We start from the raw sequence: 18,817 nt of genomic DNA, 5'->3' as shown, positions 1-18,817 counted from the left end.
TAGCTATTTTCTTAAATCTTTATTTAAGTCGAAAAATGGAGGGATAAAATGCTGAAAAGTTCTATGATAAAGCAATGGCCACCAATGTATGACAATGATTATATTCCGGATAAAGATGAGATATATTGGGACAGAGAAATTGAAACGGCAACTAAAGAGGAACTTGATGAATTAGTACTCTATAAAATTAAGAATGTATTAAATTACGCTTACGAAAATTCCGGTTTCTATCAAAGAAAATGGAGGAAAGCAGGTTTTCTTCCTAGTGATGTTAATAGTTTAAAAGACTTTGAACATGTGCCTATTACAACTAAAGATGAGATAAGAGAAGATTTGCAGATGTACCCGCCATTTGGTTCTAATGTTTGTATCCCACGCTCAGAGGTTCACCGTATTCAGGGAACCTCTGGCACTACAGGAAAACCGACTGTCTTTTCTTTTGGTAAAGATGATTGGGATCGGATAGCTTACCAGCATGCACGTATCATGTGGAGCTTTGGTGTACGTCCTAGTGATTTAGTATTTATCGGATCACCACTTAGTTTATATATTGGAAGCTGGGGCGCTCTTATTGGCGCAGAACGTCTTGGGGCACAGACATTTCCGTTTGGGGCTGGGCAAGCAGGCCAAACAGAGAAAGCCGTTTCATGGTTAAAAGAAGTAAAGCCTACAGTGTTTTATGGCACGCCATCCTATGCTTTGTATCTAGCTGAAAAAGCAAAGAGCCTAGGAATTGACCCAAAAGAGTTCGGATTTAGAATCTTATTCTTCTCTGGAGAACCAGGTGCAGGAGTACCATCAACGAAGAGGAAAATTGAAGAGGTATTCGGTGGGATTTGCATAGACTCGGGTACAATGGCGGAAGTAACTCCTTGGATGAGTAATTCAGAATGTGAGCATCGTCAGGGAGTGCATTTATGGCAAGACGTTGTTTATACAGAAGTAGTGGATAAGGATACTAAAAAACGTGTCCCGTTTGGTGGTGAGGGAGTACCTGTTTATACCCCTCTAGAGAGGACATCCCAACCAGTAATCCGCTACTGGTCAGGTGATCTAACTACTTGGACTGATGAGCCTTGTTCATGTGGTCGTGTCTATCCACGTTTACCAAAAGGAATATATGGACGTATTGATGATATGGTAACAGTCCGAGGAGTAAATGTTTACGCTAGTTTAGTTGAAAATGTGATTAGAAGGATTGAAGGAATCGGTGATGAATTTGTCATGATTGTAACTCGTGACAATATTATGGATGAAGTAACGGTACAGTGTGAAACAATTGGAACACTTAGTGACCAGGAATTGGAAGGAAGGATCTCCAGGGAACTAAAAAAAGAGACAGGTGTGACGATTAACATTGAATTACTCCCTCTTGGAACGCTCGAAAGAACACAGTTTAAAGCAAAACGCGTAATCGATAAACGACAATTTAAAGAATAAAAAAATTATAAGGATACAGCGCTGTACATTCAAATTCTCTAAGCTTCTAAACAAGTTGGGAGTGTTAATTAATGAAATTAGATGGAAAAGTAGCACTTATTACCGGTGGTGCCAATGGAATAGGGAAAATAACTGCTAAGAAGTTTTTAGAAGAAGGTGCAAAGGTAATAATTAGCGATGTTAATGAACAAGCAGGTAACAAAACAATAGATGAACTAACTAAATACGGAGAGGTTAGCTTCTGCCGAGCGGATGTTTCAAACTCAGAAGAAGTGAACTCGATGGTTCAAGAAGTAGTAAATACTTATAAGAAAATAGATATACTCATCAATAATGCAGGAATCACTATAGACGGATTTCTCACAAAAATGGAAACAGAAGATTGGGAGAAAGTAATTGGCGTTAATTTGACTGGAGTGTTCCAATGCACAAAAGCTGTAGCTCCGTATATGATGGAACAGAATTCAGGTGTAATCCTTAACGCTTCTTCTGTGGTAGGAATATACGGTAATGTGGGACAAACCAATTATGCTGCTACAAAATCAGGTGTTATTGGGATGACCAAGAGTTGGTCAAAGGAATTTGGGCCAAAAGGAATCAGAGTTAATGCGGTGGCACCAGGTTTTATTGTAACAGATATGACCTCCAAAATGCCACAAAAGATACTGGATATGATGAAGGATAAGACACCTTTACGAAAACTTGGTAAACCAGAAGATATAGCTTCAGCATACCTATTTTTAGCTTCTGATGAAGCCAGTTTTATAAACGGTACAATACTTAGTGTTGATGGTGGTCTAGTAATGTAGGCTTTAAAATTAAGTTAACTTACTATTTTTTATAAAATATTTACAAAAACATAGGATGCTAAGTGTGAAGACTAGATGATATGAGTCTTTCATAAAATATATAAATAAGGTGTAAAGAAACTTAAAAAGGAACCTGGTGTGAATCCAGGACTGCCCTCGCAACTGTAAGTGCTGATGAAATGAGAAAACCACTGTGTAAAAATGCTGTAAGGCATTTACACGGGAAGGCTCAAAGTAGGTTGAAGCACAAGTCAGGAGACTTGCCTTGTTTATGTTTCACACTCTACGGGGGTGGAGTAGATGAACGGTACATAAAAATTTGTAGTATTATAATTTTTAATAAATTGTGCTGTTTCTAAGGTCCACCTTTAATGAAGAGTATTTTATCAGTGCGCTCAATAATTAAAGGTAAGGGGATTCTTATGATTTTAAAAGAAAAGGACACTTTGTTTAAAGCTAAGAATGACATCGATTTTATGGATGATTTATTAAGAAGTGCGGAAGCTGAAAAATTCATTAAGTATGTTATTAAATCATATACCAAAAACCCAGCCGTTTTTATGCTGCAGAACAAAGTGGAATGGGAAGATTTATACCAAGCTTGTTTAATAGGATTATTCAATGGTCTAAAAAAATTAGATTTAGACCGTGATCCAAGTGAATGGGTTAGATATTTATATTTAAGTATACAAGGAGAAATTAGAAACTTTTCGCGTTCTAACCAATCAAATTCAATTGTTATAAGTCAAAAAATTAGAATGCTGTATCCTAAATATATGACTTTTTATCACTTCTTTCGAGAAAAGTTTGGAAAAGACCCAACTATAAGTGATGCAATGAAGGAATTTCAAATCTCCCGTAATGAAGCTTTTGAATTAGTTTATGGGATGCAAGAATTAGTAAGTGTTTTCCAAGAAACAGGGGAAATAAACCAGGCGTTTATTAAAGGTCCTTTTGAAGATGTTGAGAAAAAGGTGATTAACAGTTTACTAATTAAACATTATATGCCTTGTTTAAATAATAATGAAAAAAGAGTTTTGCATCTATACTATTTTCTTGGTTTTAATAAAACTGAGATTGCCAAGATGATTGGATGTGGAAATTCTATGGTCCAGAGACACATGGTGAATGCTTTTAAGAAGATAAGGAAAATGGAAGTTAGTTAAAAGACTAGAATCACAAATGGTACGATTATTAAAATGTCTTAAAAAAGTTCGAAATTTTTGACAATAATATTGCGCTATACTATTATAATGTTAACAGTAATTAGAATACACAGACAAATAGGTTTCTTAAATAGTTTAGTAGAAATTATTTAAGATTAAAAGGGAAGTTGGTGTGAATCCAACACGGTCCCGCCACTGTGATCGATGAGGATGGTTAAATGTCCCACTGTGCAATTCTGCATAGTAAGGCTTGACCAATCGCTTAAATCGTAAGTCAGGAACCTGCCTATTTGGAGTTTAAACTTCCTCGAGGAATGGGATTGTTTAAAGTACATCAATGTTCGTAGTTCGCAGGAAAACATTATGCTTAATTTTCTGCAAGCTCATATATATGTACCTTATACGCGCCTTTCCATAGGAAGGGCGTTTTTTAATTGCTGAAAAAATCGTAGGAGGAAAAGAAAATGAAAGGCATTATTCTTAAAAGGTGGGTCTTAATCAGTATTATTTTTTTGTTAAGTATGACAATTTTAGCGGGATGTGGTGCTCAAAGCCAGAAGACGACTGGACAAGCTGAGCCTGAAGTATCTGGAGCAGAACAATCAAATGATAATCAAGATGAAAAAGAAGAGAAAAATGAAGCACGATTCCCTGTAACATTTACAGATGATGTCGATCGGGAAGTTACAATTGAAACCGAACCAGAATCAATTGTATCTATTCAAACAAGTACAACAGAGATTTTATTTGCACTTGGATTAGGCGAAAAAATTATTGGTGTATCTGACTATGATAACTATCCAGAGGAAGTTTTAGATATTCAAAAAGTTGGCGCACAAGATATGAATGTTGAACTTATCTTAACGCTTTTACCTGATGTCGTATTTGCGACTGACTATCACTACAAGAATCATCCAGACATACTAGAACAGTTTGAGGAAGCTGGTATCAAAGTTGTTATTACTGGAAGTGCTGATTCTTTTGATGGGGCTTATAGCATAATGGAAATGATTGCTACTGCGACAGGAACACAAGGAGTAGCAGAAGAAATTATTACGGATATGAAGGAACGCCTAGAAGCTATTAAAGAAAAAGCTCAAGAAGAAATTACAGATAAGAAAAGAGTTTGGGTGGAAGTATCCCCTGCCCCAGATATTTTTACAACAGGAACAAATACATTTATGCATGAAATGCTAGAGTCCATCCAGGCAATTAATGTTGCGGAAGACCAAGAAGGATGGGTGAAATTTACAGAAGAGGAAGCTGTTAACTTGAACCCAGAGGTTATTATTACGACATACGGTTATTACGTAGAGGAACCTGAAAATGAAGTGTATTCTCGTAGTGGATGGCAAGAGGTTCCAGCCGTTAAAAATGAACAAGTATTTGATGTGAATAGCGATACCGTTACAAGACCTGGCCCTCGTTTAATCGAAGGGGTGGAAGAACTTGCTGAACTCATTTATCCAGAAGTATTTGGCGAATAAAGTAATTTGGTTGTATCTATTTGCGGGAGGGCTTGTACTAGGTGCTGCCCTCCTAGGTTTATTGGAGAGTAGTGTGTCTATTCCAATTCCCATGGTTTTACATATTGTATTTGAAAATTTTCTTGGAATAGGGTGGCTTAGTGATGTTCCTAAGAATATAGAGATGATTATCTGGAATATTCGTCTTCCAAGAGTTTTGCTTGCGCTTTGTGTTGGGGCATCCTTAGCGCTAGCTGGTGCTGCTTTCCAAGGGCTTTTGAGAAACCCGTTAGCAGATCCTTATACGATAGGTGTTTCATCAGGCTCTGCTTTAGGGGCAGTGCTCGTCCTATTTTTTCAAGTGTCGATTGTTGGATTAGGAAGTTTTACACTTCCTATTGTTGCAATTGTAAGTGGGCTCGTGACATTATTAGCTGTTTTTGGTTTAGTTCGACTCAGCAACAGAAGTTTAGCCATTGAAACGATTATTTTGGCAGGAATCATTATCAGTGCTTTTATTGGAGCGCTAACGTCATTAATTATTTCGTTAGGTGACCAAGATGCCATGACACAAATTATTTACTGGTTATATGGTAGTGTGGCAATGAGAGGGTGGAGTCATGTTCAGCTAATCATCCCATTTATGATTGTCGGTTCGTTAATTATTTTTATTCATTATCGTGAACTAAATGCGCTAGCTTTAGGAGAGGAAGCTGCTGATCATATAGGGGTAAATGTAAAAAGAGGCAAAATATTCATCTTAATTGGTGCTTCCTTATTAACTGGTGCGGCTGTAGCTGTTTCAGGAACCATTGGATTTGTCGGACTGGTAATCCCTCATCTTGTCCGTTTAGTAACAGGTCCCAATCATAGACATCTCCTACCATTATCCATGCTAGTAGGGGGAGCATTTCTCATTTTAGCAGATCTTTTTTCCAGAACGATTATTGCTCCAAGTGAGCTTCCGATTGGTGTCATCACCGGTTTAATTGGGGCACCTATTTTTGCGATATTACTCGTTAAGGAAAGAATTCGTGGGAGGGGGTAGGATTATGTTAAAAATGGTAGATATTGTTGGAGGATATAATGATTCCCCGATTATCAAAGGGCTTGATTTGAAGGTGAGAAAAGGCGAGTTCTTTGCATTACTCGGACCAAACGGAAGCGGTAAAACAACGCTATTTAAAATGATTACTGGCCAACTGCCAATCCAAGAAGGGGAAATTCTACTTTCAGGAAAGAAAATCTCCTCCTATTCGAAACTTGAAAAAGCAAAAAAAATATCTGTTCTAACCCAAGAAGTCCAGATCACCTTTGACTATACGGTGGAAGAAATTATTAGTCTAGGGCGTTACCCTCACCAAAAAGGAGTACTGAAGCAACTATCCAAAGCAGATCGGGAAATTATGTTGGATGTCATGGAGAAAACAAAAATAAGCCATTATCGACATACCCCCTTTCGTATGATTAGTGGAGGTGAAAAACAACGGGTTTTATTGGCAAAAGCCTTGGCACAGGAGCCGGAAATTCTGCTTTTAGATGAGCCAACCAATCATTTGGATATTAAGCATACATTTGCGATGCTTGATTTACTAAAGGAACAACAAAAGGAAACAGGGCTAACGATTTTAGCTATCTTACATGATTTAAATGTTGCTTCCCTTTATGCAAATCGGATAGGTTTACTTGAAAAAGGTAAATTGTTAGAGGTGGGAGGGGTCGATGTATTACGGAAAGAAGACCAGTTAAAAAAGGTGTATGAGGTGGAAGTAAAGACACAATCACATCCAGTTGTCTCGAAACCCCAAATTCTTATGACACCACAACTTGTGATTACAAAACACCCTATCGACTTTAACAATTCCTATAAAATCGTGAAAAATAGTACGTATATTCATGTTCAATTTGAACATGCGTTACGAACGATTTCGAATGGAGTAATTGGAGAAGGAATTCAATGGTTAAATCAATTTTGTAATTTCCATGTTGATAAACATTACAATAGCTCTGACCCAAAAAAAGATTTGAAAGAATGGATGGAAACGTACGACATTCCTCATGAGCAGGCAGTAGGCATGATGACGGCGGTCAACCTGGAAGATATGGTGATGGAAACGAAAGTAATTGAAGGGATTCCCATGATGGTCATTGTAACTGCTGGGGTTGGAAACGCCATCGATATCACTAATGAGTTTTCTGCAAATCCTAGTAGCCAGATAGGTACAATCAATACGATGGTGTTTATTGATGCCCATTTTACGGACGGGGCACTTGTTAATGGTTATATGTCAGCAACAGAGGCAAAGGTAAAGGCTTTACAAGACCTTCATGTACGAGACCCTGAATCGAATACAATCGCAACGGGTACATCAACGGACGCCTTACTTCTTGGCCTGACACAGCAAGGAGAGGTAACTCCATATGCTGGCTCAGGAACAGTAGTTGGAAAAGGGATTGGTCAGATGGTATATCATGCAACAACAAAAGCGGTTAAGAAATATTTCAAGCGGATACAAAGTTAGCGGGTTCTCTACCGATATTGGCAATTGAAAGTTTTTCAAGGAAGAGGTGGTTATTTTGTCAGAAAGAAGAATGGTCATTGCGGGTACTAGTAGTGGAGTCGGGAAAACAACCTTAACGATTGGGATTATGGCTGCATTAAAAAAACGTGGACTTATTGTTCAAGGCTTTAAATGTGGACCTGATTATATTGATCCTTCCTATCATACAGCTGTTACCAAACGAGTATCTCGTAACCTGGATAGTTGGATGGTTTCGGAAGATAGTCTACTAGATATTTTTACACATGGAGCAAAAGGAAGCGACATTTCAATTATAGAAGGGGTGATGGGTTTCTTTGATGGAAAAAACCCAGAAACAAATGTTGGATCTACTGCGGAAATCAGTATATTAACGAAAAGCCCCGTTTTACTTGTTGTAGATTGCTCAAGTATGGCCCGTAGTGCTGCAGCAATCGTTAAGGGATTCCAAGCATTTGCAGAAGGCCCGAATATCGTAGGAGTTATCGCAAATCGAGTTGGAAGTGAAGGTCATTTTCAATTAGTGAAGACAGCTATTGAACAAGAATGCGAGATTCCTGTCATCGGCTATTTAAAACGTGAATTAGATGTGGAAATTCCAGAAAGGCATTTAGGACTCATTCCATCAATTGAAAGAGGAGATTTAGATTCATTTTTTGACAGATTAGGAGACTTGGTTCTAGAAACGATTAATATTGATAAACTACTGGAATTGTCGGTTGCAGAATCGTTACCAGCTTTAAGCGGTCCCTCGCTCTTTGACCAAAAGCAAGAAAAATCGATTAGAATCGCTGTGGCTAAAGATGAAGCATTTAATTTTTACTACCCAGAAAACTTAGAAATGTTGGAAGCGAATGGTGCGGAAATTGCTTATTTTTCTCCATTAGCTAATGATGCCCTACCAAATAATGTCGATGGGCTCTATCTTGGTGGCGGGTTTCCAGAAGAATTTGCTGAAAAGCTTGCTGCTAATCAGAGGACAAAAGAGTCGTTGAAAACTGCAATTGAAAATGGACTACCGACACTTGCCGAATGCGGAGGCTTTATGTATTTGACGAAAGCGATAGAAACAACGGACAAGTCGAAGCATGATATGGTAGGTATCATTCCAGGTGAAATACAAATGCAAACTACATTAATGGCATTAGGGTATAGAGAAATAACAGGGTTAAATGATAATTTTTTGTTAGGGAATGTTTCAGCAAAAGGCCATGAATATCATTATTCTAAATACATAGCTGCAGGTGGGGATATCCCATATGCATATGAAGCAGAGGGGATGAGGGGGATTCATAAAGAGGGATACCTTTTCAACAATGTTGTGGCAGGATTCACACATATTCATTTTGCCTCAAGCCCTGCGGTGATTGACAATTGGATTAAAAAATGCAGGTAAAATAGGGACGGTGCTCATTCGTCAATTAATTCTCAATTACAGGAGGAGAATGGTATGAGTAAGAAAAATAGAACGGGATTAACATTGGTTTATACAGGAAATGGAAAAGGGAAAACAACGGCAGCGGTAGGTTTAGCGGTACGTGGAGCAGGAAGAGGATTTAAAGTGAAAATCTTGCAATTTATTAAATCACCTCAACGTTCTTACGGGGAGCAATTATCTCTGGAAAAATTAGGGGTCGATATGGTCCAGTTAGGAATTGGATTTACTTGGTTGAAAACACCAGAGGAGCATCGGGAAGCATTGAAAAAGGCTTGGCCAATTGCTAGAGACACTGTCATGGGTGGAGAATATGATTTAGTCATTCTGGACGAATTAAACAATGCTTTAGCGATTGATAGTTTTCCAATCGATGATGTTTTACCACTAAATGAAGTAGTAGATATGATTAATAACAAACCGGATCATGTTCACCTAGTGATTACAGGAAGAGACGCGAAACAGGAAATTAGAGATGTAGCCGATCTCGTGTCTGTAGTTGATGTTGAAAAACATTATTATAATGAGGGTGTAAATGCTGTTAAAGGAATCGAATTTTAGATTAAATTTTAATCTTTACAGTTTGAGTATGAGGGAGGGGTAAATCTATGAGAATAATATCAATTTGTCCAAGTAATACAGAATTATTAGGGTATTTAGGATTAACTAATTCATTAGTTGGTGTAGATGACTACTCCGATTGGCCTGAGAGTATTAAAACACTGCCAAGGTTAGGCAGGGATTTGGACATAGACATGGATAAAGTTGAAAAATTAAATCCAGACATTGTGTTTGCTTCTCTTTCAGTTCCAGGAATGGAAAAAAATATTGAAGAGTTGGAGAAAAGATCCATACCATATACCATCGTACCTAACCCGGAAACATTATTAGAAGTTGGCGAAAGCTTATTATTTGTCGGAAAGGCAACAAATACGGAAGAGAAAGCAGAACAACTATACACGAAGTATAATTTAATACTTGAAAACTATCAACAACTATCCAAACAAGTTGAAAGTCAAAAAAGTATTTATTGGGAATGGTGGCCTAAACCTATCTTTACACCTGGAGCAAATAATTGGTTAACAGAAATGAGTGAGCTTGCAGGCGGGAGGAACATATTCCAAGATAAGCTTCAAGCAAGTGTTCAAACGGATTGGGATGAGGTTAGTAAAAGAAATCCCGATGTCATGTGTACAGTATGGGTAGGTGTACAAAAGGATAAGATTAATCCTAACGTTATCCTCAAACGTCCTCATGCAACAGAAATAGAGGCCATTAAAAGCAATAGTTTATTTATACTAGATGAACCATTATTCTGTAGACCTTCGCCTAAATTGTTGCTCGGTTTAAATAAGATAGCAAGTATACTTCACCCTGATATTTATCCATCGTTTATTGAAAATAAGGATCCTTTACTTGATGAACAAGGTGAAACCAGCTGAATAGAACATGTCAATGAAACCTATTAAAAAACGATAAAAATAGTAAATTTAAGGAGAGAAAAACATGCGTCTTTATACAAAAACTGGGGACAAAGGGCAGACAAGCCTTATAGGCGGAAGAGTGGATAAAGATAATATACGTGTTGAAGCCTATGGAACAATTGATGAAGCAAATTCATTTATAGGGAAGGCAATTGCAGAGTTGGATAAGGAATTATTCAACGATATTATTCCAGACCTTGAAAAAATTCAACACGAATTATTTGATTGTGGCAGTGAGTTATCAAATATATCAGAGAAAAGAAAACATAAATTAACCGAAGAACCCATTACTTATTTGGAAAACAGAATAGATGAATTGATTGAACAAGCACCAGAATTGGAACGATTTATATTACCGGGTGGTTCGAATGCATCAGCATCGATCCATATAGCCAGGACAGTTTCAAGGAGGGCAGAAAGATTAATTGTAACACTGATGAAAACAGAAGAAGAGGTTTCATCTATTCCGTTAAAATATGTGAATCGCTTATCGGATTACTTATTTGCTCTTGCGCGGGTGATTAACTTTCGCTTAAATGTGCCCGATGTGGAGTATGAACGGAGTGCTAAAGTTTTCCGCGGTAGCAATAAGAAGAACGAAGAATAAGGATCTATGAATAGCAATTTTAGTCCTCATAAAATGAGTAAAATTGAGTTGCAGAAATATTGTAAAAGGATTCAAGACTAATGGAAAATCATTTAATCGCAATTACAATAGCGTTTCTAATCGATCTTGTTATAGGTGATCCACCGACATGGCCTCATCCTGTTAGGTGGATGGGACGATTGATATCTATATTGGAAAAATGGCTTAATCAAGGAAAATTACGTAAGCAAAAAGGTATGATAATGATTTTTATTGTAATCTTTGTGACTTTCCTAGTAACGCTTCTGCTTATATGGATTTTTTATCGAATACATCCACTGATGGGAATCTTTGTAGAAGCACTGATAATTGCTACAACTATTTCTCAAAAGGGTTTAAAGGACGCGGCTTTAGAAATCTATTATCCTCTGAAAAAGAGAGAAATAGCGGAAGCAAGGCATAAACTTTCCTATATAGTTGGAAGGGATACAGATAACCTTCAAGAAGAAGAAATCGTCCGTGGAACCGTTGAAACAGTCGCCGAAAATACAAGTGATGGTGTGACAGCCCCTTTATTTTGGGGATTGATTGGAGGGGCTCCGCTTGCTATTGCTTATCGAGCCATCAATACATGTGATTCCATGGTTGGATATAAAAATGAAAAATACCAAGACTTTGGTTGGGCATCAGCAAAATTGGATGATTTGGTGAATTGGATACCAAGCCGTTTAACTGGTTTTGTTATTTTAGTAGGCAATAAGCCAGCCATCAGAGGTAAGCAAAATACATGGAAAATCTTATTTAGAGATGCAAAGAGACATCCGAGTCCTAATAGCGGCTGGCTGGAAGCAGCAGTTGCATCTCTTTTAGGAGTTCAGCTTGGTGGAGTCAATTTTTATAAAGGAATTATCTCAAATAGAGCAAAAATGGGAGAACCAACAGTACCGTTAAGGACAGAACATATTTTGGATACGAACAGAATACTCACTCGGACAAGCCTTTTGTTCTTAGTTGTTTTATGGATTGGAGGGATCCTGTATGAAATGGCCACTGCATGGTTCTAATCCCCAATATTTATACAAGAAGATGGGGATCCCAAAACCGAGAAATCTGATTGATTTTAGTGCCAATATTAATCCGTTAGGGCCACCTGAGATCTTAAAGAAAAGATGGTTGGAGTTTTACGAAAAGATAAATGATTATCCAGATCCAAATGCCTCTTTATTGAAAGAACAGATTGCTAGAATAACGGATCTAGATACTAAATCAATTCTTATCGGAAACGGTGGTTCCGAGCTCATCACTTTAGTAGGGAGAATGCTAGCGGGAAAAAATGTTCTCATTGTTGAACCAGCCTTTTCTGAATATGAGCAAGCCTGCGTGGCAAATGGCTGTCACATTTTCTATCATCATTTAACCGAACCGGAATGGAAGTTAGATGATAAAGAAATAGCAAGGAAACTAGCGGGTATGGATGCAGTATTCTTATGCAATCCAAACAATCCAACCGGCGTTCATTATCCACATTCAACATTAGTTAAATTATTGGAGGAATGCAGGCAAAGGAATATCACTCTCATTATCGACGAAGCATTTTATGACTTTTTGGAAGACTATACTTCGCTTGCTCCTTTCGTAAAAGAGTATACCAATTTAATCATTCTGCGTTCGATGACTAAGATGTTTGCTATTCCTGGACTTCGGCTTGGTTACTTGATTGCCAGCCAAGATATCATCGGAAAACTAGCAACCTTTCAGCCGCATTGGAGCGTCAATGTCTTGGCTATGTTAGCAGGGAATGCATGTTTACAAGATGACAGGTTTGTGGAGCGGACAAAAAAATATATACATGCAGAACGTGAAAGGTTATTTTCTTTTTTACAAAGGGAAGGGTACGAGGTTTCCCCATCTTATATTAATTTTTATTTATTACGTGATCCACAGGAAAAAGAGCCATTGTCGCTCTTTGAATTTTTGCTGAGGAGAGAAATTGTGCCTAGGCATACATTTAATTTCCCAGGATTAGAAGGAAAGTGGCTAAGATTTGCTATTAAAAGCACAAAAGACAATTCTCGGCTTATGGAGGTGCTAAAAGAGTGGAGACAACTTCCATAATTTTCATAACTGGTGGAGTACGTAGTGGAAAAAGCAGTTTTGCCGAGAAAGTAGCTATTGATAAAGCAAAGAAAATTGACGGTTCGCTTCATTACATAGCGACAGGAATGCCATCTGATCATGAAATGAAAGAAAGAATTATCCGTCACCAAAAGGATAGAAATAAAAGTGAATGTAATTGGCAGACATGGGAGCAATCAACCAATATCGAAGAATTGGCATCCTATTTTAAGGAAAATGATGTGATCCTGCTTGATTGTTTGACTACCTTATTGTCAAATGAGCTTTTTTCAGATGAAGCCGATTGGAGCAACCCCATTTTACATAAGGAGACCGTTTTTAATCGTATAGTGACAGGAATAAAAGCAATAGAGAAAAACTGTCATGATTTGGTCCTAGTCAGTAATGAGCTCTTATTTGAGCCCATCAATAGCAATGAACTTTTGTCTACGTATAGTGGGCTTATAGGGAAATTACACCAACATATGGTGGGCATTGCTAATCAAGCATATGAGGTCCAAGCAGGGCTGCCATTGTTATGGAAGGGGGATAAACAGTGAAAGGAATTATGATTCAGGGAACTGCTTCTGATGTAGGGAAAAGCCTAATTACCACCGCATTATGTCGATTATTTGCAAATGAAGGGGTGAAAGTTGCACCTTTCAAATCACAAAATATGTCCAATAATTCATATGTGACCGTTGATGGTAAAGAAATTGGGCGGGCACAAGGAATTCAGTCGGAAGCAGCTAAAACAGAAGCAACAATTTGGATGAATCCAATTTTATTAAAACCACGATCGGATTTACATTCTGAAATTGTTTTGTATGGAAAAAGGACGGAGACGTTATCCGGGAGAGATTACCGGAAAAAATTTTATAAAAAAGGACTGGAGGCTATTCAGTCTTCTTTGGACAATTTAGAAAAGGAATTTGATGTTGTAGTTATCGAAGGCGCCGGAAGTCCTGCAGAGGTTAACTTAAACGATCGAGAGCTTGTTAATATGAAAGTTGCCGAACTAGCAGATGTACCAGTTCTACTAGTTGCCGATATTGAGCGGGGAGGAGTTTTTGCAAACATCGTTGGTACTTTGGAATTACTTTCACCGGATGAGCGCAGAAGAGTACAAGGATTAATCATTAATAAATTTCGTGGGGATACTGAATTATTTCTAGACGGGGTAAAATGGTTGGAAGAAAAAACGGGAATCCCTGTTCTAGGTGTCCTTCCTTATATCGATAATCATCGGATTGATGGGGAAGATTCCTTATCAATCAAGTCCCATCTATATCGTCAAAGGAAAAAGTCCATTGATATTGCTGTCATCTCTCTTCCTTATATTTCAAATTACAGTGATATTGAGCCGTTTCTTTACGAAGAAGATGTATCGGTTCGGTTTGTAAAGGACCCGGGCGAGTTTGGCGATCCTGATGCAGTCATTATTCCAGGAACGAAAAGTACAATCAACGACCTGCATGAAATAAGAGAATGGGGATTGCATGAAAAACTTATCAATTATGTTCAAGATGGCGGTTTTATAGTAGGGATTTGCGGTGGTTTTCAAATGCTGGGCAGAGAAATAGTTGATTTGGCGGGCACTGATACTGGTAATAAGGGGGAACTAGTAAGGGGTCTAAGTCTCATTCCAGCCAGGACAACTTTTTATGAGGAAAAAGAAACGATTCGTGTGAAAGGTAATTATCATCCAAATACAAAGCTTAGTGGCAATGAACCAATAGAAGGATATGAAATCCATTTAGGTAAAACGGAGATTTTCGAGGGAGATACACACTTCCTTAAAGTGGAAAACGGTAGGGAGGAAGGGTACTACGGTCATAATGGAAAAATAATCGGTACATATGTGCATCACCTTTTCCATAATGATGAATGGAGAAACACTTGGTTGAATGAAATTCGTAAATCTAAACAGCAACCGATAAAAGAAGTTGTGTACGCTCAAAATTTGAAAGAGGAACGGTATGACAATCTTGCTACTACAATGAAAAGTCACTTGAATTGGGAAAAGATAAAAGACATTACTTATGGATGGAAAAGGAAATAATGAAGTGGATAAAAGGGTTTTTAATCAGTCTTCAATTTTTAACTGCTCTTCCAATAAAAATGTCCTTACCAATGGATAAGATTCATGTTGAAAAGAGTATCCAAACTTTTCCTTTGTTAGGTTTATTACAAGGAGTATTATACAGCTTGCTGCTGCTTGTACTTATGGAATGGACTCCTTTTTCGTTGTTGGCAACCGCTTTCATAATCTGGTTATGCACAATTATTTTATCAGGAGGAATTCATTTAGACGGGTGGATGGATGCAAGTGATGCCTTTTTTTCTTATCAAGATAAAGAGAAACGATTAGACATCATGAAAGATCCAAGAACCGGTGCCTTTGGCGTCTTATCGGTTATCATTCTATTAAGCTGCCGATTTTTATTTATCTATGAGATTCTTGCTTCTTTAAGTGCTCTCTCTTTTTTACTCATTATGTTCATTCCCTTTTTAAGTAAAGGCGTCATGGGGATGGTGTTACTAGCGGTACCAGCAGTAAGGAAAGATGGGTTAGCGTCTTATTTTAAAAAAGCGGCTAGACCAAATACGTTGAACATTTATCCTATTTATTTGGTTGCATTGCTTAGTTTAATTGCCTTTATTGATATTCATTTTATTTTACCTGTTCTTACTTTGGTAGTGGTAGCAATAGGATGTTATTTTTTTATATGCAGAAAATCTATAAAGTGGTTTGGTGGAATAACTGGAGATGTGCTTGGAGCTTCTGCAGAAGGGACGGAAAATATATTATGGTTGACACTGTGGCTATTACATTATTTCGTCATGGGCTAACGGAAGGAAATAAGCAGAAGATTTATATGGGCTGGAATGATTCTCCTTTATGTAAGGAGACAATCCAGATATTTTCCTCGTATACTTTAAAAAAGAATTACTATGACTTGTTTATTTCGAGTGACCTGCAGCGTTGTTTGTCTACAATGAATCTATTGTTTCCAAATGTAAAACCAGTTGTTCTACCTGAATTAAGAGAGATAAATTTCGGAACGTTTCAAGGAAAGACTTACGATGAACTGAAGGAAGTTAAGGAATATCAGCTTTGGATGAATAATTTATTTGCTTATTCCCCTCCAGGAGGAGAATCCTTTGAACAGTTTACAAAAAGAGTAGAAGAGGGTTGGCATAAATTAGTTGAAAAGGTACTTCAAGAGGGTTCTAAACAGGCCTTTGTTGTCACTCACGGAGGTGTGATTCGTTATCTACTGGACAAGTTTTCTTTAGATGAAAAAGAATTTTGGGAATGGAATATTCCACATGGAACGGGATATAGGTTGACGTTTAACCGGAAACAATTAAGGGGTGGTGTGCATTGCATTTCGTTACAGGAGGTGCTTTTAACGGGAAACGGGCTTGGGTGAAACAGAACTACCTGGAAGCTAAATGGATATCTTCCTACGAAGGTGAACCGTTAATGGAGAATCTCGGAGATTTACAAAGTTCAGTTGTTGTATTAGAAGGTATAGAGATGTGGGTAAAAGAAATATCTTCAAAAATGACCATCAATCAAGCCAGAGAATATTTGAGGGGCGTATTAGATGGCTGGCTAGAATGGGAAAATATGGACTCCAACCGGAAAATCATCGTCATAGGTATAGATATTACGAAAGGAATTGTTCCGATAGAGAAGGAGAATAGAAATTGGCGAGATTTAACGGGATGGGTATATCAGGATCTTTCTTTTAGGTGTGAGCGTGTTGACGTGATTTGGTATGGCCTCAATCATACGATAAAAGGTAGGGGGATTTAAAATGAGTGTTAGAAAAATGAGTTTACTAGCTTTATTTATTGCTTTATCTGTTGTCGGAGCGTCAATAAAGGTACCTGCAATTGTCGGGAGTGTCGCACTGGATGCTTTTCCAGCCTTACTTGCTTCAGTATTTTTTGGACTTGGGGCAGGAGCCATTGTCGGAGGTTTAGGACATATCCTATCAGCGCTATTTAGTGGAATGCCTCTCGGATTTCTTCATTTTATCATTGCTATAGAGATGGCTATTCTTGTTTCCGTCTTTGCTGTGTTTTTTCGTAAAGAAAAAAAACTTTTAGCGAGCATATTTTTTGTGATTGGTAATTCGTTTGTAGCCCCAATCCCTTTTATCTATTTGTTTGATTTGGCATTTTATGTTGCGCTTGTTCCCTCATTATTTATAGGTTCATTAGTAAATACAGCTATCGCTTGGGTCGCTATTCCACGTTTAAGTACAATTCTTCAAGGAATCTATTATAAAGGCGGGGTAAAGGGATGAGAGACGCACTTGTTCTTCCGTTTAGCCAAGAAGAGTTGCTTGTGGTCACAAGTGATAATAGCGGAGCGATTGGAACGAAGGAACAAGACACTGTAAAGGTTCCATATAAAACCGTTAGTTACTATTCGTTTAGAGTAGCAGTAATGGAATGCATGGTATCTGGAGCTTACCCTATTTCCGTCATTATTCAAAATTTTTGTGGAAAAGAAGCATGGGATGAGCTTGTTTCTGGAATTCAAATGGGATTGTCAGAACTACATATGGAAAACGTACCGATTACAGGAAGTACAGAAACAAATTTTTCATTAACTCAATCTGCGCTTGGAATCACTGTGATTGGGAAAAAATCGAGCTCAAATAGTGTAAAGCAAAAAAACTTACAACATCAAAATGTTGCCTTGATTGGATTGCCTTTGATTGGTGATCAGGTGGTATATGAATCGGAGGAGATTGCTCCATTATCACTATTTAAAGATATCTCGGAAATCAAGGATTTGCTTATATGGCCGGTTGGATCAAAAGGTGTTTTGCATGAATTAGAGCGGATATTTCCTGAATTAGATCGAGATAAAATAATGTCTTCCTCTAATATTGATTTCCTAAAATCAGGGGGGCCCTCTACCTCTTTTATAATTGTGTATCCATCTCAATTGGAAGGAAGTATCATGCAAATGGCTGGTAAACATTTTAGGAAAATACCGGAGGTGACAACTTATTGAAACTGTATTTTGTAAGGCATGGTGAGACAGAATGGAATGTAGAGAATAGATTACAGGGACATTTGGATTCAAAGTTAACAACGAACGGTGTTAATCGTACATTGTTACTTGCTGAAAAATTGGCAAATACTAGATTTGAATCTGTCATTTCTAGTCCAAGCCCAAGAGCAGTTCATACAGCAAAAATACTGATAGGAAATCGTCCTTTAGATATCAAACTCGATGAGCGATTAAGGGAAATAAACCTTGGAAACTGGCAAGGAAGGACTCTGAAGGAAATCAAAGAAACGGATCCACAACGATATGATTGTTATTTTCATCATCCTGAATTGTATAAACCGGATAAAATGGGAGGGGAAAGTTTTTTCGATGTAAAGAAAAGGCTAGAAGAATTTCTGGTAAATGTAGAAGAAACTTACCAAACAAGCAATCTGCTGATAGTTACACATGGTGTAGTAATCAAAGTTCTGCAATTGATTTGTAAAAACAAATTAATCAGTGCAATCTGGGAACCCCCCTTTATTGATGGAACAAGTTTGACAGTTGTAAAAATAAAGAAGGGGAAGAAGGAAATTATTATCGAGGGAAATATTTCTCATTTTGCAAAAGAGATCATTGATAGTAAAGAAGAGAATCAGGCCATTCACAATACATAGACTTAAATGATTTCCATTTGTTGGTAATAGTGTAAATACCAGAAATAAGAATACATATAATAACTCGGTTGAGATTTCT

20 protein-coding genes and 2 riboswitches are annotated in these 18,817 nt (G+C 37.6%); all 20 genes read left to right on the top strand.

The genetic code is table 11. From position 1 onward, the window contains the following. The first annotated feature begins 48 nt into the window (after positions 1 to 48). Positions 49 to 1,440 (top strand): phenylacetate--CoA ligase family protein, encoded by a 1,392-nt coding sequence (locus V7138_RS20505; RefSeq protein ID WP_335401021.1) that lies wholly within the window; start codon positions 49 to 51, stop codon positions 1,438 to 1,440. A 71-nt stretch (positions 1,441 to 1,511) separates the two neighbouring features. Further along, positions 1,512 to 2,249, top strand: a complete 738-nt coding sequence (fabG, locus tag V7138_RS20500; RefSeq protein WP_335401019.1) for a 3-oxoacyl-ACP reductase FabG — start codon at positions 1,512 to 1,514, stop codon at positions 2,247 to 2,249. A gap of 90 nt (positions 2,250 to 2,339) precedes the next feature. After that, positions 2,340 to 2,531, top strand: a riboswitch (cobalamin riboswitch). Between the two features lie 140 nt (positions 2,532 to 2,671). Next, a complete protein-coding gene (locus tag V7138_RS20495) occupies positions 2,672 to 3,415 on the top strand; it encodes a sigma-70 family RNA polymerase sigma factor (RefSeq protein ID WP_335401017.1) in 744 nt (247 codons plus the stop codon). Positions 3,416 to 3,517: 102 nt separating this feature from the next. Next, a riboswitch (cobalamin riboswitch) is annotated at positions 3,518 to 3,719 on the top strand. Between the two features lie 160 nt (positions 3,720 to 3,879). Beyond that, complete coding sequence (locus V7138_RS20490) at positions 3,880 to 4,902, top strand: ABC transporter substrate-binding protein (RefSeq protein WP_335401016.1); 1,023 nt, start codon at positions 3,880 to 3,882, stop codon at positions 4,900 to 4,902. Next, the gene (locus V7138_RS20485; protein WP_335401014.1) at positions 4,865 to 5,929 is read left to right on the top strand and encodes a FecCD family ABC transporter permease; all 1,065 of its coding nucleotides are present in this window, start codon (positions 4,865 to 4,867) and stop codon (positions 5,927 to 5,929) included. Before V7138_RS20490 ends, V7138_RS20485 begins: the two co-directional genes overlap by 38 nt. Positions 5,930 to 5,933: 4 nt before the next feature. After that, positions 5,934 to 7,403, top strand: a complete 1,470-nt coding sequence (locus tag V7138_RS20480) for an adenosylcobinamide amidohydrolase (protein ID WP_335401012.1) — start codon at positions 5,934 to 5,936, stop codon at positions 7,401 to 7,403. 55 nt (positions 7,404 to 7,458) lie between these two features. Next, positions 7,459 to 8,817, top strand: coding sequence for a cobyrinate a,c-diamide synthase (locus V7138_RS20475; protein ID WP_335401010.1), 1,359 nt, complete (start codon positions 7,459 to 7,461; stop codon positions 8,815 to 8,817). Between the two features lie 54 nt (positions 8,818 to 8,871). Further along, on the top strand, positions 8,872 to 9,417 hold the full coding sequence (locus V7138_RS20470; RefSeq protein WP_335401009.1) for a cob(I)yrinic acid a,c-diamide adenosyltransferase: 546 nt from the start codon (positions 8,872 to 8,874) through the stop codon (positions 9,415 to 9,417). Between the two features lie 47 nt (positions 9,418 to 9,464). Further along, a complete protein-coding gene (locus V7138_RS20465) occupies positions 9,465 to 10,298 on the top strand; it encodes a cobalamin-binding protein (RefSeq protein ID WP_335401007.1) in 834 nt (277 codons plus the stop codon). Between the two features lie 64 nt (positions 10,299 to 10,362). Further along, positions 10,363 to 10,947: a cob(I)yrinic acid a,c-diamide adenosyltransferase gene (locus V7138_RS20460; protein WP_335401006.1), complete on the top strand. Its 585-nt coding sequence runs from the start codon at positions 10,363 to 10,365 to the stop codon at positions 10,945 to 10,947. An 80-nt stretch (positions 10,948 to 11,027) separates the two neighbouring features. Continuing rightward, complete coding sequence (cbiB, locus tag V7138_RS20455; RefSeq protein WP_335401004.1) at positions 11,028 to 11,990, top strand: adenosylcobinamide-phosphate synthase CbiB; 963 nt, start codon at positions 11,028 to 11,030, stop codon at positions 11,988 to 11,990. Then, positions 11,965 to 13,041, top strand: coding sequence for a threonine-phosphate decarboxylase CobD (cobD, locus tag V7138_RS20450; protein ID WP_335401002.1), 1,077 nt, complete (start codon positions 11,965 to 11,967; stop codon positions 13,039 to 13,041). The genes cbiB and cobD overlap by 26 nt, the downstream gene beginning before the upstream one ends. Next, positions 13,023 to 13,601 carry a bifunctional adenosylcobinamide kinase/adenosylcobinamide-phosphate guanylyltransferase gene (locus V7138_RS20445; protein WP_335401000.1) on the top strand — a complete coding sequence of 193 codons (579 nt, stop codon included), beginning with the start codon at positions 13,023 to 13,025 and terminating at the stop codon, positions 13,599 to 13,601. Before cobD ends, V7138_RS20445 begins: the two co-directional genes overlap by 19 nt. Next, positions 13,598 to 15,103, top strand: coding sequence for a cobyric acid synthase (locus V7138_RS20440; protein WP_335400998.1), 1,506 nt, complete (start codon positions 13,598 to 13,600; stop codon positions 15,101 to 15,103). Before V7138_RS20445 ends, V7138_RS20440 begins: the two co-directional genes overlap by 4 nt. Beyond that, entirely contained in the window at positions 15,103 to 15,894 is a 792-nt protein-coding gene (gene cobS, locus V7138_RS20435; protein WP_335400996.1) for an adenosylcobinamide-GDP ribazoletransferase, read from the top strand. The genes V7138_RS20440 and cobS overlap by 1 nt, the downstream gene beginning before the upstream one ends. Then, positions 15,852 to 16,478, top strand: a complete 627-nt coding sequence (locus tag V7138_RS20430) for a histidine phosphatase family protein (RefSeq protein WP_335400995.1) — start codon at positions 15,852 to 15,854, stop codon at positions 16,476 to 16,478. The genes cobS and V7138_RS20430 overlap by 43 nt, the downstream gene beginning before the upstream one ends. Continuing rightward, entirely contained in the window at positions 16,430 to 16,867 is a 438-nt protein-coding gene (locus tag V7138_RS20425; protein WP_335400993.1) for a bifunctional adenosylcobinamide kinase/adenosylcobinamide-phosphate guanylyltransferase, read from the top strand. Before V7138_RS20430 ends, V7138_RS20425 begins: the two co-directional genes overlap by 49 nt. Position 16,868: 1 nt before the next feature. Continuing rightward, positions 16,869 to 17,363 carry an ECF transporter S component gene (locus V7138_RS20420; RefSeq protein WP_335400991.1) on the top strand — a complete coding sequence of 165 codons (495 nt, stop codon included), beginning with the start codon at positions 16,869 to 16,871 and terminating at the stop codon, positions 17,361 to 17,363. Further along, positions 17,360 to 18,082, top strand: coding sequence for an ATP-binding protein (locus tag V7138_RS20415; protein ID WP_335400989.1), 723 nt, complete (start codon positions 17,360 to 17,362; stop codon positions 18,080 to 18,082). The genes V7138_RS20420 and V7138_RS20415 overlap by 4 nt, the downstream gene beginning before the upstream one ends. Beyond that, complete coding sequence (locus tag V7138_RS20410) at positions 18,079 to 18,738, top strand: histidine phosphatase family protein (RefSeq protein WP_335400987.1); 660 nt, start codon at positions 18,079 to 18,081, stop codon at positions 18,736 to 18,738. Before V7138_RS20415 ends, V7138_RS20410 begins: the two co-directional genes overlap by 4 nt. Positions 18,739 to 18,817: the final 79 nt, after the last annotated feature.

Origin of the sequence: Bacillus sp. JJ1533 (assembly GCF_036965045.1) — a bacterium.
In the GTDB taxonomy this organism is placed as follows: domain Bacteria; phylum Bacillota; class Bacilli; order Bacillales; family Bacillaceae_L; genus Ferdinandcohnia.
This window is presented reverse-complemented; position numbering and strand designations above follow the sequence as displayed.